This is a genomic window from uncultured Marivirga sp. (assembly GCF_963974845.1).
Taxonomy (GTDB): Bacteria; Bacteroidota; Bacteroidia; order Cytophagales; family Cyclobacteriaceae; genus Marivirga; species Marivirga harenae.
Window position 1 is genome coordinate 78,543 of the sequence record NZ_CAXBEQ010000010.1, and the last position, 16,398, is coordinate 94,940.

At 35.8% G+C, this 16,398-nt stretch carries 14 protein-coding genes; 3 read left to right on the forward strand and 11 right to left on the reverse strand.

Going from position 1 to position 16,398, the window contains the following annotated elements; all coding sequences use genetic code 11:
* Positions 1-11 precede the first annotated feature (11 nt).
* Positions 12-425, reverse strand: coding sequence for a DUF6691 family protein (locus AAC601_RS17760; protein WP_303270225.1), 414 nt, complete (start codon positions 423-425; stop codon positions 12-14).
* A 27-nt stretch (positions 426-452) separates the two neighbouring features.
* Positions 453-1,028 carry a YeeE/YedE thiosulfate transporter family protein gene (locus AAC601_RS17765; protein WP_303270226.1) on the reverse strand — a complete coding sequence of 192 codons (576 nt, stop codon included), beginning with the start codon at positions 1,026-1,028 and terminating at the stop codon, positions 453-455.
* A 220-nt stretch (positions 1,029-1,248) separates the two neighbouring features.
* Between AAC601_RS17765 and AAC601_RS17770 the strand changes: the two genes are divergently transcribed.
* Positions 1,249-1,821: a pentapeptide repeat-containing protein gene (locus tag AAC601_RS17770; protein ID WP_340153998.1), complete on the forward strand. Its 573-nt coding sequence runs from the start codon at positions 1,249-1,251 to the stop codon at positions 1,819-1,821.
* A 29-nt stretch (positions 1,822-1,850) separates the two neighbouring features.
* Here the strand turns inward: AAC601_RS17770 and AAC601_RS17775 are convergent, their stop codons facing one another.
* The 6 genes from AAC601_RS17775 to AAC601_RS17800 all read right to left on the reverse strand — a co-directional run bounded on the left by AAC601_RS17775 (position 1,851) and on the right by AAC601_RS17800 (position 11,657).
* Entirely contained in the window at positions 1,851-3,095 is a 1,245-nt protein-coding gene (locus AAC601_RS17775; protein ID WP_340153999.1) for a sodium:proton antiporter, read from the reverse strand.
* Between the two features lie 159 nt (positions 3,096-3,254).
* Positions 3,255-4,304 carry a hypothetical protein gene (locus tag AAC601_RS17780; protein ID WP_340154000.1) on the reverse strand — a complete coding sequence of 350 codons (1,050 nt, stop codon included), beginning with the start codon at positions 4,302-4,304 and terminating at the stop codon, positions 3,255-3,257.
* A gap of 124 nt (positions 4,305-4,428) precedes the next feature.
* Positions 4,429-5,724: a glutamate-1-semialdehyde 2,1-aminomutase gene (gene hemL / locus AAC601_RS17785; protein ID WP_340154001.1), complete on the reverse strand. Its 1,296-nt coding sequence runs from the start codon at positions 5,722-5,724 to the stop codon at positions 4,429-4,431.
* A 28-nt stretch (positions 5,725-5,752) separates the two neighbouring features.
* Positions 5,753-7,564, reverse strand: a complete 1,812-nt coding sequence (locus AAC601_RS17790; protein WP_340154002.1) for an ABC transporter substrate-binding protein — start codon at positions 7,562-7,564, stop codon at positions 5,753-5,755.
* An 80-nt stretch (positions 7,565-7,644) separates the two neighbouring features.
* On the reverse strand, positions 7,645-9,174 hold the full coding sequence (guaA, locus tag AAC601_RS17795; RefSeq protein WP_303270232.1) for a glutamine-hydrolyzing GMP synthase: 1,530 nt from the start codon (positions 9,172-9,174) through the stop codon (positions 7,645-7,647).
* 509 nt (positions 9,175-9,683) lie between these two features.
* Complete coding sequence (locus AAC601_RS17800) at positions 9,684-11,657, reverse strand: tetratricopeptide repeat protein (RefSeq protein WP_340154003.1); 1,974 nt, start codon at positions 11,655-11,657, stop codon at positions 9,684-9,686.
* A gap of 224 nt (positions 11,658-11,881) precedes the next feature.
* Between AAC601_RS17800 and AAC601_RS17805 the strand changes: the two genes are divergently transcribed.
* A complete protein-coding gene (locus AAC601_RS17805) occupies positions 11,882-13,018 on the forward strand; it encodes a BamA/TamA family outer membrane protein (RefSeq protein ID WP_340154004.1) in 1,137 nt (378 codons plus the stop codon).
* A 76-nt stretch (positions 13,019-13,094) separates the two neighbouring features.
* On the opposite strand, the gene AAC601_RS17810 is transcribed toward AAC601_RS17805, so the two are convergent.
* On the reverse strand, positions 13,095-13,883 hold the full coding sequence (locus AAC601_RS17810) for a DUF547 domain-containing protein (RefSeq protein ID WP_340154005.1): 789 nt from the start codon (positions 13,881-13,883) through the stop codon (positions 13,095-13,097).
* 54 nt (positions 13,884-13,937) lie between these two features.
* Here AAC601_RS17810 and AAC601_RS17815 point away from each other — a divergent pair, with 54 nt between their 5' ends.
* Positions 13,938-14,576, forward strand: coding sequence for a TIGR04283 family arsenosugar biosynthesis glycosyltransferase (locus AAC601_RS17815; RefSeq protein WP_340154006.1), 639 nt, complete (start codon positions 13,938-13,940; stop codon positions 14,574-14,576).
* Positions 14,577-14,727: 151 nt separating this feature from the next.
* Here AAC601_RS17815 and AAC601_RS17820 read toward each other — a convergent pair whose 3' ends face one another.
* Together AAC601_RS17820 and AAC601_RS17825 are read right to left on the reverse strand one after the other, a co-directional pair.
* A complete protein-coding gene (locus tag AAC601_RS17820) occupies positions 14,728-14,991 on the reverse strand; it encodes a hypothetical protein (RefSeq protein WP_340154007.1) in 264 nt (87 codons plus the stop codon).
* A 24-nt stretch (positions 14,992-15,015) separates the two neighbouring features.
* Complete coding sequence (locus AAC601_RS17825) at positions 15,016-16,356, reverse strand: hypothetical protein (RefSeq protein ID WP_340154008.1); 1,341 nt, start codon at positions 16,354-16,356, stop codon at positions 15,016-15,018.
* Between the last annotated feature and the right edge of the window lie 42 nt (positions 16,357-16,398).

The window sequence follows — 16,398 nt, forward strand, 5'->3', positions numbered from 1 at the left end:
AGAATGCATTTTTAATGAGGCAATTTATGTCTTATTTTACCATAAACATAAGTTCCCAAAACAGCTGAAGCAATCACCACTAAGATTACGCCTACCCCATTTCCTAAAAGAATAAACATGGGACCTGGGCACGCTCCTGTTAGAGCCCATCCTAATCCAAATATCGAACCCCCAATTAAATATCTAGCCCAGCTAAATTGCTTTGGAGCTACAATAATTCTATCTCCATCAATTGACTTCAACTTCTTTCTCTTAATGATCTGAATGACTATAATTCCCAAAATTACAGCCGATCCAATAACACCATACATATGGAATGATTGGAACTTAAACATTTCATAAATCCTAAACCAAGAAATAACTTCCGCCTTTGCCAGCGTAATTCCAAATATGGTTCCTATAAATAAATATCTAAAAAATTTCATTTTATCCTGTTTGATTTTTTGAATTAATTAAAGTACAAGCAAATAGGGTAGTATAAAGTAAGTCATGATGAGACCTCCAATGAAGAATCCAACCACAGCCAACAATGAGGCGGGTTGTAAATCGCTTAACCCCGATATAGCATGCCCGGAAGTACAGCCACCCGCATAACGAGTACCAAATCCAACTAAAAACCCACCAATTACTATAAATATGATTCCTTTTACAGTTAGTAATGATTCCCAATTAAAAATCTCTACAGGTACTACATTCTTGCCAGGATTCTCAATGCCAAAGGCTTGTAGCTCAGCAATAGTAGTTTCAGAAATATGTGCGGCTTGATCATTTCCCAAATACAAATAGGATATCAATCCACCTAAAACCAATCCTGCAGCAAACACCAGATTCCACATTTGATCTCTCCAATTAAAATCGAAAAAGTCACAGGACTTTCCAGCTCCTAAAATGGAACACATGGTCCTGAGATTTGCTGAAAGGCCAAAAGATTTTCCAAAGAAAAGCATGGAAAACATTACCACTGCAATCAAAGGACCGGCAACATACCATGGCCACGGTTGGCTTATCCACTCTAATAATTGACTCATATAATATTCTAGTTAAAATTTATTTTTGTACAACAACCTTTAAACTATTTGCACAATGATTTGTCCAAATCTTAAAAACAAAATTAATGTAGCAACATTCATCGAGGCGTAACAAAAGTTACGAATTAGATGATATATGTCATCTCTATTACAAATTGGCAGTTGTATTAACATCTGAATCCATAATTTTTTAACTTGCCAATTAACCAGAATAAATAAAGTGGATAAAATTATTACTGAAGAAAATTTTAAAGCTATCAACTTTTCGGAATCCTCAATTGAATATAATGAGTTTGAGCATTGTACTTTTATCAATTGTAACTTTCAGAACTGTGATTTATCGAATCTTAAATTTATTGATTGCGACTTTGAGGATTGTAACTTAAGTTCAGCAAAAACAAAAAACACGTCATTTCAGACTGTTAATTTCAAAGGTTGCAAAATACTTGGCGTCCATTTTGATGAATGTAATGCCTTTGGTCTAACAGTAAATTTTGATTCTTGCCAGCTCAATCATTCAATTTTCTACCAGCTTCAACTAATGAAATCAAAATTTATACACTCTAAACTTATTGAAGTTGATTTTAGTGATAGTGATCTTAGAGAAGTCAGCTTTCAAAACTCAGATTTATCAGGTGCTGTATTTGAAAACTGCGATTTACAAAAATCTGATTTTAGAAATACATTAAACTATAGTATTAATCCAGAAATTAATAAACTAAAGAATGCCAAATTCTCCAATGATGGAATCGGTGGACTATTGGATAAATATCAGATAAAAATAGAATACTAGAGCATATTCTACTTGGAATATGTAAGTTCTTACTTTTTTGGTACCAATTTCTTTATTGTCAATCCCTGCACTAAAATGGAGAAAACCACTACTGAATAAGTGGCAGACAATATTATGTTTTTTGCTTCAAAATCATCAGGAATGGAAAGAGCCAAAGCAACTGAAATCCCTCCTCTTAGACCTCCCCAGGTGAGAATTGCCAGCGTATTTTTTTCAAACGTTCTCAAACGCTCCATGATTTTTACAGGAATTCCGACCCCGACCAATCGAGCAAACAAAACCACAACAATAGCACACAACCCAATTAAAAAGTAGTCTGGATGGAACTCCTTTGAAATCACAATTATTTCCAAACCTATTAAAATAAAAAGGATTGCATTCAATGCCTCATCAACTAAATGCCAAAATTTATACACGTAATCACCTGTAGCAATATTTTTACCTACCGTATTTCCTTCTTTACTTAGAAATAAACCAAGCACTACCACTGCCAATGGTCCTGAAATGTGAAAGAATTCTGCGGCTTTATAAGATACCATCACCAGTGAAAGGGTTACTAACACCTCTAGCTCAACATGTTCATTATCAATAATTTCTAATAATTTAAGCCCAAAAAAACCAAATATAGCCCCTAACAACAATCCACCCCCCACTTCCATTCCAAATAGGCCGAGGATGCTTCCAATACTAAAATCGCTAACACCTGTCTGGGCTAAACCCAGAATTGTCAAAAATGCCACTACTCCTATACCGTCATTAAATAGTGATTCTCCAGCAATTTTAATTTCTAATTTTTTCGAAACTTTAGCATCTGATAGCAGGGCCAAAACAGCAATTGGATCAGTAGGTGAAATTAAAGCACCAAACAGCAAACAATAAATCAAATCAATTTGATAGCCAAAAAAGCCAAATATGTAAAACATCAAAAAGCCAACCACAAAGGTGGAAATCAATACACCAACCGTAGCGAAAATCAAAATTGGCCAGCGCTCCTCTTTTAGTTGCTTTACATTAATAGATAATGCCCCAGCAAACAATAAAAAACTTAGCATTACATCTAATAAAACCTCCTTGAAATCGAACTCAGAAACAATGGAAATCGCCAAATCAGTAATTTCCGGAAAAATGTATCCAGATAAAAGAATCAAAATTGATAAGACTAATGCAATAATCATCAATCCAATCGTAGAAGGAAGTTTTAAATAATTAACATTTATAAAGGTGAAAACAGCAGCTAGAAATATAAGTAAGGTTATTAAATCTAATACACCCATTATTAAATTGATTTAAAGTTAACTCAGTGTTTGATTGGTTAAATTACTGATTTAATACTTTACCTCTATAAAAAAAGCCTTGTATTTATCAAAAAAATACAAGGCTTTATAAGCTTATCAATAATTGTAATTATTTTTTTAATCTTTTTGGAGTTAATTCTATCTTCCAAATGCCTCGACACCATAATCAAGCTTGGTGCCATACATCGGGAAAGTAATTTTCAGGAGTCCATAAAAGCCTCTTTTCTGAAGCCCAGGTCTCATGCCAATTTCAGCACCATAACCCCAACCAAGTGTTCTGTTAAAATGTCCGTCAATTCCGATTCTACCTCCAAACATAAATGTGTTAATAGAAGAAGCATCATATTCAAAAAACTGATTGGCACCGGCGGGCTGATGAAAGAAATTTTCAACTGTCACCATAGGAAATATAAATAGATCCATAAAAGTTGAAAATACATGGTCGTCCACTAGCTCTTCATAAGTTTTATCAGGTTTGGCCGCAAAGTTTTTAATCCATGTAAATCCTCCACCTACGGAAACTCCTGCTCCTAATACATTACCAAAAACAGCTTCCTCTTTTTCTCCTGAAATTGAATTTACAGATTCTTCGGTTTCGCCTACAGGATTAACTATAACGCCTTGAGAAGCAATTGCTCTACTCAATTCGGAAGTTGTTTCGTAGTACACCCCTCCTAATCGAGCAAATAATATTTCTCTTCTTTTATTAGGAATATCTGCTGTTTTGGGAACTTTGGCTGCCCACTCAGCACCCTGATAATTCTTTGAATATAACGGTATTCGACTTTCAGATTCTTGTTCTTTATCCCAGATATGGTAAGAGGCACTTGCCTCTGCAAAAAAGTACGTTCTAGCTCTAGATTGCGGGTCAAAGCCATTTTTTTGGGCTGCATTTCTAGCAAAATCACTTCCTATAAAGTATGGAGTTCTAGCGTGGGCTTTGAAATGCATTTTATCTTTTAAATAATAGGTAGCGTCTACTCCAAAACCAGAAGTAATGTTGGTGACATGTATATCCCCGTAGGCAGGAGTAATACCAATAAACAATTTATTGATATCGTAGGGATCATTATACATTTCTTCGAAGGTCACAGTTTTGTTTTCAGTGCTTCTTCTAAACTGTGCCTCCACAGTAAATACAGAGCAGCATGACACCAAAATGATCAGAATAAGTTTTACTATCTTCACTATAATTCTATTTTTTACAGCTGTAAATATAATAATTAATTAGGACTACAATAAATGTAGTCCCTAAATGAACAAAATCAATATTAAATTATTGAAAAATAGCGAATAATTTTTCAGAATCCATTTATAAAATGAGGTTTTTCATAACAGTCTCGTGTGATTTCACGATATGGTCCAAATCTTCAGCAGACAAAGATGTTGATAAAAACCAAGATTCAAATTGTGCAGGAGGAAGATAAACTCCTTCATTTAGCATACCCTGAAAGTATTTACCAAACATTTCTGTATCACAACTTTTAGCTCCATCAAAATTATCAACAGTTTGGTCTGTAAAAAATATACTAATCATAGAACCTAACTGGTTAATAGTATAATTCTTCCCTAAGGCAGCATTTACTTTTGCTAATTCTTTGGCTAAATATTTCCCAGATGCCCCAATCTGCTCATAAACCTCATCATGATCATTCAAATAATGTAGCATCATAAGACCGGCTGACATTGCAATCGGATTACCTGAAAGCGTTCCTGCCTGGTAGACAGGCCCTTGTGGAGACACAAAATCCATAATTTCCTTCTTCCCTCCATAGGCTCCTACTGGCATTCCACCACCAATTATTTTACCAAGCGTAGTTATGTCTGGTTTTACACCGAAAATTCCCTGTGCCCCGGCTTTTGATAATCTGAAACCAGTCATCACTTCATCAAAAATCAAAACTATACCCTCCTGATCACAGATTTCCCGGAGTCCTTCCAGATATCCATCTTTAGGAATTACGCACCCCATATTTCCCGCGACAGGTTCAACGATTAATGCGGCAATCTCACCTTTATTTTGCTCTACAATGTTTTTAACAGCTTCCAAATCGTTAAATGGTGCAGTCAACGTATCTTTTGCAGTTCCCTTGGTAACACCAGGCGAGTTTGGGGTACCCATAGTTGCAGCTCCACTTCCTGCAGCAATTAAAAAGCTATCGCCATGTCCATGATAACATCCTTCAAATTTTAATACCTTGTCCTTGCCCGTATAACCTCTGGCCAATCGTACTGCAGACATAGTAGCCTCGGTACCAGAATTTACCATCCTTACCTTTTCGATAGAAGGCACCATGTGGGTAATTAATTCTGCTATCTCAATTTCTTTTGCAGTGGGTGCTCCAAACGAAAGAGAGCTTTTTAATGCGTTAGCAACTGCAGCTTCAATGGCCTCATTCCCATGTCCTAAGATCATAGGTCCCCACGAATTGATAAGATCGATGTAGCGGTTTCCATCCTCATCAAACATGTAAGCACCTTTAGCACTTTTTACAAATATTGGGTCTCCTCCCACTGCCTTGAAGGCACGAACAGGTGAGTTAACCCCACCGGGAATAAAATTTTGTGCTTTTTTAAATAATTCTTTGCTATTGGACTTGTCCAGCATAAATAAAATGATTTTCGATTTTCTAAAATTAATCTGTAAAAACTGATGGTTTTTCTTCTACTTGTTCAAAATTCAACATTTTTAACTCCAAATCCTGCATTTTCATGATTGGCACTACTTGATTATCATTTGCATTAGTATAATCGAACCCAAAATAAAGATGCCCATTTTGAAAGCCTTCGTTATATAAACCGTATTGGAAATAATTGCCAAATTCAATCAACTGTGTTCCAAAAAACCACATAGTTTCGTAACCATCATAACTATATTGTGAAGGCAATTTGTTAAACTTTTTTCTATAATTCTCTTTAAATTTTGCTACATCGGATGAACTGAAGTCAAAATAATTTTGACCTATCATCACTACCCCCATTCTTTGAAGCTGGTCAAAGGAAATTTGATTGAAGTCCAGCCACTCATCATAGCCGATTATTGGAATGCTATCTCTTCTGGTGTCAAGGGCACTTAGTACATTCGAGACTAGTAAATTATCAGAAGATGCGACCAAAATATGTCCTATGGTATCTCTAGTCATTATTAATGAATCTCCGTCTCCCACTTTTACCTTTACAGTATTGCTAATGTAAACTTTACCTCCTGTATATGTAGTGTCATCATCATAAACCTCCGTTAAAGACCTTAGAATTTCGGTACTAGCTACAGCGGATCTAGATGCCGCCATCCAAGTAATATTAAATGAATCCGCCTCAAGCATCCTTTTGTAAGTATATGCAAAAACTGAATCTTGGGATTTGCTACCGTAAAAAATTGTAGCATTCTTACTTTCCATATTTTCAATTGCATACTTAGCGGCTGTTTTCGCTCTTGTTTCTGCTGTTGATTTCATCAAAAATGAATACGGATTAGCGGCTATGGTCTCTGAATTAGTTGACAATGGATTTACCATATTAATCTTATGTTTATAAGAATAATCTCGAACCAAACTTGCTGGAATCGGATAAAGTGGACCAATTATCATATCCATTTCCAATAACTCTCCACTTTCAATAATTTTAGTGGTTTTAAGGCTATCTCGGTCAGTATCGTAAGAAAATAGCTCGATCTTCTGACCGTTGGCGTTTAACTCCTCTATGGCAATTTTTATACCTTGATACAAATCCAGTACAAATTGATTTCCCTTGCTTCCTTTTGAGGTGGACAGACTTTCTGCCATTAATGGCAACAACACAGCTACCCTATACTTATCCTTTTTTTCTGTCACACTTTTATCTACAAAATCGAAACTAGCACGATTCAAATCAAAAGAGTCGATCAAAAATTCCATCAACTCAACCTGACGATCAACCATGGGTTGTTCATTTATCTTCTTAGCCAAATATTTCGCTAGAACCTCATCGTATGGATTAAGCTCCATGGCTTTTTGCAATAGAGGGATACTATCATAGGCGAACAAAGTCACTTTTTTAATTTCATTCGCTATAATTTTCAAATCATCTTTTTCAGTGCTGTTCAAGACATTAAGACCTTTCATCAAGTTCCCTTCCTGCATCAGCATTTTTCCATACCATAGATTAACCTCATCAATTTTCTCCCAATCAGAGTGGGTAGTCCTGATATTCCCTAGCACTTCAAGCGCTCGGTCTTTATTCCCAGTTTCATAAGCAGAAATACCATAAAAATAAGAGGCATATAAATAGAAAGGATTGTTTTCGTTCAAATCAAGTAAATTCTTGAAGTGATTTTGAGCCCTTTGATAATCACCTGATTTAAAATAATTCTTCCCAGACAAGTACTCTGATTGATAATTTACTTGGGCATTCAGCTGGAATGCACTAATTATAAATATCAATCCGAAAATGACTAATGATTTTGATCGCATGCTATTTTTATTAAAACATTAATTAATCCTGCTCTGTCGAACCCTGTTTACAAAGCCAGACAAGTTTAAATTTAAACTGCTTACTCCCATTCAATAGTGGCTGGGGGTTTAGAACTTATATCATAAACCACCCTGTTTACTCCTTTTACTTTATTGATAATTTCATTCGATACGTCACTTAGAAAATCATACGGTAAATGTACCCAATCGGCTGTCATTCCATCCACACTTGCTACGGCCCTAAGTGCCACCACTCGCTCGTAGGTTCTTTCATCTCCCATCACACCAACAGATTGGATGGGTAATAGGATAGAGCCAGCTTGCCAAACTTGGTCATAAAGCCCTCTTTCTTTCATCATTCCAATAAAAATTGAGTCTACTTCTTGGATGATATTTACTTTCTCTGGAGTTACATCTCCCAAAATTCGGATAGCCAAACCTGGCCCCGGAAATGGGTGTCTTCCTAGAATTTTATGATCTATTTCCAGCGCTTTGCCAACTGAACGTACACCGTCTTTAAAAAGTGTTTTCAAAGGCTCAACCACCTTTAAATTCATTTTCTCTGGCAGCCCACCTACATTATGATGAGATTTAATAGTGGCCGATGGACCCTTTACTGAAACAGATTCGATGATATCAGGATAAATGGTTCCTTGAGCTAACCATTTCACATCTTTGATGGCTTTAGCTTCTTGGTCAAAAACGTCTATAAAAGTTTTTCCAATTGCTTTTCTTTTGCCTTCAGGATCTGATATCCCTGCTAAAGCTTTATAAAATTGGTCTTTGGCATCAACTCCTTTTACATTTAAACCCATGTGCTTATAGGAATCCAATACCTCTTCAAACTCATTTTTTCTTAGCAAACCGTTGTCTACAAAAATGCAGTAAAGATTTTTGCCAATCGCATGATGAATCAGCATGGCAGCTACAGAAGAATCTACTCCTCCAGAGAGGCCCAACACTACCTTATCTTGTCCTAGTTGTTCTTTTAACTCTGCTATTGTAATATCAGCAAATATCTCGGAAGTCCAATCTTGGGAGCAACCACAGATTTTAACCAAGAAATTTTCCAATAGTTGTTTACCCTCAATCGTATGAGTCACTTCGGGATGAAATTGAATACCAAAAGTAGGCTCGTTTTCCAATTCGAAAGCGGCCACTTCCACTGAAGGGGTACTGGCAATAATTTTAAAACCTTCCGGCAAAGTTTTGATAGTGTCGCCATGTGACATCCAAACTTGTGAGCCCTTGGTCAAATTTTTCAGCAAATCATTATCCGCATCAAAGCTTGTAAGTTTGGCACGACCATATTCTCGGATTTCAGAAGGCAGAACCTCTCCACCATTATTTTGAGCCAAATACTGCGCACCATAACAAACTCCCAATAACGGAATTTTTCCTCGGTATTTTTCAAGATCAATTTTAGGGGAATCCTCGTCTCTAACGGAACAAGGGCTTCCTGAAAGAATCACGCCTTTCACATCTGGTGTTAATTCAGGGGCATCATAGAAGGGATGTATTTCACAATAAACATTGAGTTCGCGGACTCTTCTGGCAATGAGTTGAGTATACTGCGACCCAAAATCAAGAATAATAATTTGCTCTGTCATGGTGCAAAAATAATAGGATGAATCAGTTAAGCATAGAAAAAAGTAAGATTGCTTTTAATTAATTCATTGTCAATGATTTATAAATATGATTTTAGGGGAAAATTAGCGGTTTTGAGGGATTTCGCCTCTATTATTAAAAAATATTGATTTCATGGTAAAAATATTTACTATTTTAAATGTGGGAAATCTATTCTATCACCCAATATATTTCGCCCTTTCAGGGCTTGGTTGAGTTTCAGTTTTATGAGTGTAGGGCTACACCCTACGTTGAAATATATTAGCCCTTCGTGCCTAAGAGTTTCTGCAAACCTATACCATTATAAGCAATCCCTGTGGAAGAATAAGTATTTTTTTATGAAAAAAGAATAATCAGATGAAATCTGGTATAGTCCTAAGTTCAGCCTTAAAAGGGTATAATATCAAAACATAGAGTGAAGTCCTCTGATAAAAAATGAACACACTCTTAAGCCCTGAAAGGGCGTAATAAAAAGGCAACTAGCGCAATACTATCAACTAAAAACCCTGAATCCCCAAACTAGCATATCATCAACTTGCTCACTATTTGCCATCCATTCTTCTATCGTCTCTCTTAAAATCATTCCCTGCGTTTCCATTTTTTTCATATGATTGGTAGATAGCAATTCCCTGAAATTTCTGATCATAAATTTTTTATCCCTATCACCTCCAAACTGATCTACATACCCATCAGAAAACAAGTAAAAGCAAGTATCACCCACTAGGTTGATTTCATGATTATCAAAATCTTTAATATTTCTTTTCTCATCTAAACCTACCGTTGTTTTATTACCTCTAATTTGTTGAAGTTGCTTGTTTTGAATATATATTAAAGAATGATTGGCACCAGAGAAGTAAACTTTATTATTCTTTTTATCCCAGACACAAATTGAGATATCCATCCCGTCCCTATTGTCGCTTTGCTCTTGTCTCAAGATATGTATAACACTCAATTTTAGCTGTTTAAGGATTTCGTTAGGCTGGGTAATGCCTTTGAAATTCACGATATGATTCAACATGTCATGTCCTATAAAACTCATAAAAGCACCTGGGATGCCATGACCAGTGCAATCAGCTACCGCCAATATTACTTTATCTTCAGATTCACTAAACCAATAAAAATCTCCGCTAACGATATCCTTAGGATTATAATATATGAAGTAATCTTCTAATTGCTTGCTGATTCGATGCGAGAAAGGCAATAGTGCGGTTTGAATTCGCTTTGCATAATTGATACTATCAGTAATGTTTTTGTTTTTTTCTTCAATCAACTCATTTTTTCTCACCACGTCCGAATTAATGCTCTTTAATCGTTCCGCTTGTGTCTCTATTTCCTCTCTTTGTTGGCGAATTTCCTCATTTTGAACTCGTAATTGATTATTAGCCCTTTGCTTTTGGTTTTTTGCCCGGAAAGTCACAACTGCAAATACAATCAATATGACCAGAATACTGATTATCGCTAAATTCAAAATTCGCTGTTGTGTTATTTGCTTTCGTTTGAGCTCTTGGTCTATTCTTAATATTTCATTTTCCTGCTCCTTTTGTTCAGACTCATAAATAACCCTCAAGTTTGCAATTTGCTTTTGCTTTTCTTCATCCATGAGCTGATTCTCATAATTATAGGCTGAGTCTTTAAATTGATAGGCTAATTGATGCATGCCTTTTTGATAGAAGATTTTCGATAAATTATCAAAGGATTTAATCTTCCATTTAAGGGAATTCATTTGTCTAGCAATTTTTAATGCCGCCTGCGCATTATCCTCAGCCGATGACCATTTATTAGTACTAATATAAACTTTTACTAAAAAATTTAAGTATTCTACTGCCCCCAGATAATCTTGGTCTTCAATTAAATAGTCTAAAGCTTCTTTAGTCATTTCTATGGCTTCATAATTATTGCCTAGTTGATAATTAACCTTAGCTTGCACACCTAAGGCATATGCCATTCCATTGATATCTCCTAATTGATTAAAAATATTGTAGGCATCCATTTCTAATTTTAATGCCTTTTCGTTTTCACCTGTTGCCTGATAGACTTCGCCTATATTTAATTTATATACCCCTGTGCTCATGGCGTATTCGGAGGAATCAATTAGGTTCAAAGCTTTATTATAGTATTTCTTGGCATTCTCGTAATCTTCTTGATTGAAATATAAAATACCCAAGCTATTGGAAGAGTTTGCTACGCCTTTGGAATCACCCAAAAGCTCATAATTTCTAAGCGATTCCAGTAGGTTTGAAATAGCTTTTTCATAATCTCCTAAAACCGTATAAATAGCTCCTAAAACATGTAGGGCGCTCGCCTTGGCGGTATAATTATCATTCTGTTTTGCTAATTTTAAGGCATCATTAGCATATTTCAGTGCCACATCAGGCTGGACTGACCGGTAGCCAATTGCCAAATCAAGGTAAATGCTAGCTTTAATACTATCATTTGAATTTTCCGCTACATTTAATAAGCTATCCACTTCCGAATTTTGGGCAGAAAGCGGCAGGCTAATGAGTGGCAGAAATAAGACAAATAAATATTTTATCATTTTAGATTCCAAAAAAATTAATGAACTGGATGCAGTTTACATCCTTCCATAATTTCTCATTATATTTCGAATTGATTATAAACAATCAAAGCTGAATTGAAAATAATCTATAATTATCTGAATACAAAAATATAATTTTATCAATTTCAATAATCATGGAACAATCCTTTAAAAACTTTGTATTTTCATTTTTTGCAGTTATTACTCTTAGCGTAATGACAACAGAAATTGCATTTTCTCAGGATAACATTGATAAGAAAACAGTTGACCTAGACACCGCTATTTACGAAACTGATAAAAATTCTCTTTTCCCATTGCCCGTGGTTTATTATACCCCTGAAGCAGGGCTTTTCTATGGCGCAGCCATTTTATATAATTTTTTCACCAGCAGAAAAAAACCGATCAATGCCAGTCAGGTTCAATTGGCTGCGGGTTATACCACTAAACAACAAACTTTAATATTCGTGCCTTTTCAGATTTTCTGGGATCAGAACAAATGGAGAAGTATAGGCGAACTGGGCTATTATAATTATGCCTACCCTTTCTACGGCATCGGAAACAATGGACAACAGGATGTCTTTTCAACTTATAGGGCCAGTTTCCCCAGAGTACGTGTGTTTTTATTAAAAGAGACCGCACCTAATTTATTTGTGGGAGGTCGATACTGGTTTGAAAATTATGATATCTTCATGTGGGACAATGCCGGAAGTTTTCAGCAAGAGGATTTTTCAGGAGGCACTTACAACAGAACCAGTGGTTTAGGACCTGCCATGATTTATGACACCAGGGATGGCGTTTACTATCCAAGAAATGGCCATTATTTAGAAAGTTTTATTGAATTCAATCATCAATATACGGGCAGTACGCATAATTACACCGCCATTTCATTTGACTATGCCTATTATTATTCCCCTGCCGACAAAACGGTTTTGGCCGCTAACGCCTTCTCATGGTCGAATATTGGGAATGTTCCTTTCAATAGACTGGCACAATTGGGTGGTAATAAAAAAATGAGAGGCTATTTTCAAGGCTACTTCCAAGACAACAATCTATTGCTGGGACAAGTTGAAATAAGACAAGAACTTTTCTGGAGGATAGGACTAACAGCTTTTGGTTCTGCCGGCCAAACCGCCCCCACTTGGGGAGACTATGGTATGAACAGATGGAATTATGCCGGAGGTGCTGGTTTGCGCTTCACTTTTGACACCAAAAAACACATCAACGTAAGATTGGATTATGCTGTCGGAAAAGACAGCAATGGATTTTATATTGCTTTTAATGAGGCTTTTTAAACATCTCCCAACCAGATAACTGATTGAGAGAATTATAAACCAAAAACTATTAAACTACTATAGTTGAAAAGCTTCTTTACTGCAAGTCCGTGAAATTCCCTAAATCCAATGTCCAGTCGTACTCTTTATAATTGACATCCGGATCAGCATCTTCCGGAATGCAATCATATTTTCTTAAAAATCCGATTACTCCACCTTTATCTGAGAAATCGCCTTTAAACCAACTGAAAAGTGTGGTGACATATACTTCGTCTTCGCTTTGGTCATATTTTGTTGTCCTTTTTAAAAACTGACGGGTTATCTGATCCAATTCTTTGTCTAATTCATAAGCACTGTAAACCGCCACATAAGGACAAGAAGTAGCTCCGCAATTCAAGGCAAAATGAATTCTTCCGTCTGTTTCACTTACCCTAAATTGTTTTTCCAATTTGCTAGCAAAAGGATCTTTCATAAATCCCATTGATAATTTAACTTTAGAGCCCCTAATAATTCCATGTTCTATAAAATCAAGGCTTAATAATTCTCCACCAACATTGATTTGATCTGCTTTAAAGAAAGCGCCTCTATCATCAAAAAGTGCAGGATCTTCCGTTAATAGAATTTGCACAAAGGCATTGTAGGTATTAATCCAAAAAGCTTTGGTTTTATTATCGGTATCTAAAGACTCAGCTAACTTATTTAATGGCAGCGCCTTATATTCATTAACATAGTTTTTGTAATCGTTCTCACTTTTAACAGCCGTTATCAATTTCATGCTTAATCGCACGAATTCATTGGGCTCATTCATAATTTTACTTTGCGCTTGACTACTAAAGCCGAAAAAAATAAAAGAAAAACTAAATAGAGTAAGGGTAAATCTTTTCATTATTGTTATTTCGTAAGTTATTTCAATCTAAGTACGCAATATTTTAAACTACAGATGCCCGAAACCCAGAATAATAAAATAACTGTCATTATTCCGACACTCAATGAAGCAGAAAACATTGAGCAGTTACTCCACTATTTGCATCAAGATGCAAGCGATAAGATCGCAGAAATCATTGTAAGTGATGCTGAAAGCAAAGACAGCACGCAAGAAATAGCCAAGGAAAAGGGTGCGATAGTAATCTGTACTAAGCAAGCTTCCAGGGCACATCAAATGAATGAAGCTGCAAAAATGGCGACAGGTGATATTTTATATTTCGTGCATGCAGATGCAAAACCACCTAAAAGCTTTGTAAACGATATTTTAAAAGCGATTGAAAAGGGAAATGACTTCGGTTGTTACCGTTTTAAGTTTGAATCGAAAAGTCCTTTGCTGGCTGTCAATTCCTGGTTTACTCGTTTTAAAGTATTATGGTGTAGAGGTGGAGATCAGACCCTGTTTATTAAAAAATCTGTTTTTGAGCAAAATAATGGATTCGATGAGGAATACGTAGTAATGGAAGATTTCGAATTAATTAAAAGACTATGGAAAAAACATCCATTTGGAATTATCCCTAAATCCGTAAAAGTATCTGCTAGGAAATATGAACTCAATAGTTATTGGACAGTGAACATGGCGAATCTGAAAATGTAACGCATGTTTATGAAAGGGTATCATCCTCAAATCTTGAAGGAAAAGTATTTACGGTTGATAAAGCATCCGAAGGCTTAAAAGAAGCCCCTTAACATAGGGCTTCAAAATCATCCATACCATAATTCTTTCTAAAGCAATTTTCATAAATCAACTATTCTCTGATCAATCTATCGGTCATCAATTGACCCTTCCAATAGACATTAACTATATAAAGACCCTTGGGATATTTTTTCATATCTAATGCAAAGGATCCCTTGTGCAGTTCCCCCTGTAGAACTTGAAATCCTCTTGCATCTATAACTGAATAATATGTCCTTTTTGATGAGTATCTATCCTTTATAACAGTTGAATTATTTAGTACAGTGGTCCTATATGTATCACATGGTTCAATAGGCTCAATTACTTTATAAGTCATGTCTCCTGATGAAGGATTTGACCCTTAACGTTGTAATGTAGCTGAACAACCACCTCCACCACCACCACCAGATGAACTAACTGTAACATATTTATAAGTTGTTACTGTTCGACACCCGTTATACACTGAACCTGTAATCTGATATGTTCCAGGAGAAATGAATGCAAGACTCAGCTGTCTGCTGGAATTAGTATATATCGTCCAGCAATTGGAATAACAACCACCAGAATATTTCCTTACCGTCATAGTATACGAACTTCCTCTTGAAATTGATGATAAGGTATAGTTTAACACATTGTTTTCATAGCCTGATGTTGGACCGCTAATGGAAATACTGGAATTACTGCCAGAGGGTATTGTAACATCTTTCCTTATTCTAGCAGTTCCACAACCAGATTTCACTACTCTAGCTGAAACATAGCCAGTGCCAGAACCATTTTTATTAATGGAAATTGTATTCGTACCATTACCTGAGGTTATTGTGATGTTACTACTTGATGTCCAATAAATTGAGCTATTTGCAGGTCTATTCACTATGCTGTAAGTTTGAGTACCACATACCTTTGAAGATCCGGATATGTAAACATCATCACACATTTTTTCCTGACAAGGTTGATTATAACTTTGAATTTCGTTCCAGAGAAATTCAGAATTACCGTCATTCCATTCTACATGAGCCTCATTACTCGGAGCCGTGTACCAACTATCGAAGGGTGTCTCACATATATTATAAGTGGGGCTGTAAATGTTTTGATAAATCTGAGGATTTTGATGGTTCATTACGTCTAATGCACTCGCTGTCGGAACAAAAGTTACTTGCCTTAAAAAACTAGTCCAAACATTATCAGGTGAAAAAAACAATCCTCCTGCAGAAGTCGAATAAGAAGCCTTAGCTGAGTGATATCTGTCACGTCCCGAAATCAAATAAATAAATAAAAAGGGATTTACGCTCCAGTATCTGCCCTCGTAAACATTAGTGCTTTGATTACTATTATGCAGAGACTTAATCTGAACTAGCGTCCTTGAAAATAAGCCCCATGTCGGAATGTCTAATAAAAACCCTTCCGATAAACCGGGTAATACAATTTCAAAAACGCCCCTGTCTTTATTGATTATAAACTGATCAGGTGTTAAGTTTGGTCTATCATCAATTCGATCACCGTTGGATATCGAAACATTTCGGCATAGCTTTGGATTCCCTAAATTATTCAGTTCATTAAAAAAAGATTGATTTAAGGAAATATCATTTCTATAGTGGACTGAGAGCATTTGCCTTGCAGCCGGAGTTTCAATTAATTTTTTAATATCAAGTAAGGTGGGAAATAAGAAATGAAGATTGTCTTGTCCTGAACTAGCTTTACACAAATAAAGCTAATCATGGGAATAAAATACAGCGAAAGTACAATT

Excerpts from the sequence above, each read along its gene's own strand:
- hemL (WP_340154001.1), bottom strand. The coding sequence starts at position 5,724 with ATGCTGGACAAGTCCAATAGCAAAGAATTATTTAAAAAAGCACAAAAT.
- AAC601_RS17765 (WP_303270226.1), bottom strand. The coding sequence starts at position 1,028 with ATGAGTCAATTATTAGAGTGGATAAGCCAACCGTGGCCATGGTATGTT.
- AAC601_RS17815 (WP_340154006.1), top strand. The coding sequence starts at position 13,938 with ATGCCCGAAACCCAGAATAATAAAATAACTGTCATTATTCCGACACTC.
- guaA (WP_303270232.1), bottom strand. The coding sequence starts at position 9,174 with ATGACAGAGCAAATTATTATTCTTGATTTTGGGTCGCAGTATACTCAA.
- AAC601_RS17775 (WP_340153999.1), bottom strand. The coding sequence starts at position 3,095 with ATGGGTGTATTAGATTTAATAACCTTACTTATATTTCTAGCTGCTGTT.
- AAC601_RS17810 (WP_340154005.1), bottom strand. The coding sequence starts at position 13,883 with ATGAAAAGATTTACCCTTACTCTATTTAGTTTTTCTTTTATTTTTTTC.
- AAC601_RS17760 (WP_303270225.1), bottom strand. The coding sequence starts at position 425 with ATGAAATTTTTTAGATATTTATTTATAGGAACCATATTTGGAATTACG.
- AAC601_RS17820 (WP_340154007.1), bottom strand. The coding sequence starts at position 14,991 with ATGACTTATAAAGTAATTGAGCCTATTGAACCATGTGATACATATAGG.
- AAC601_RS17790 (WP_340154002.1), bottom strand. The coding sequence starts at position 7,564 with ATGCGATCAAAATCATTAGTCATTTTCGGATTGATATTTATAATTAGT.
- AAC601_RS17805 (WP_340154004.1), top strand. The coding sequence starts at position 11,882 with ATGGAACAATCCTTTAAAAACTTTGTATTTTCATTTTTTGCAGTTATT.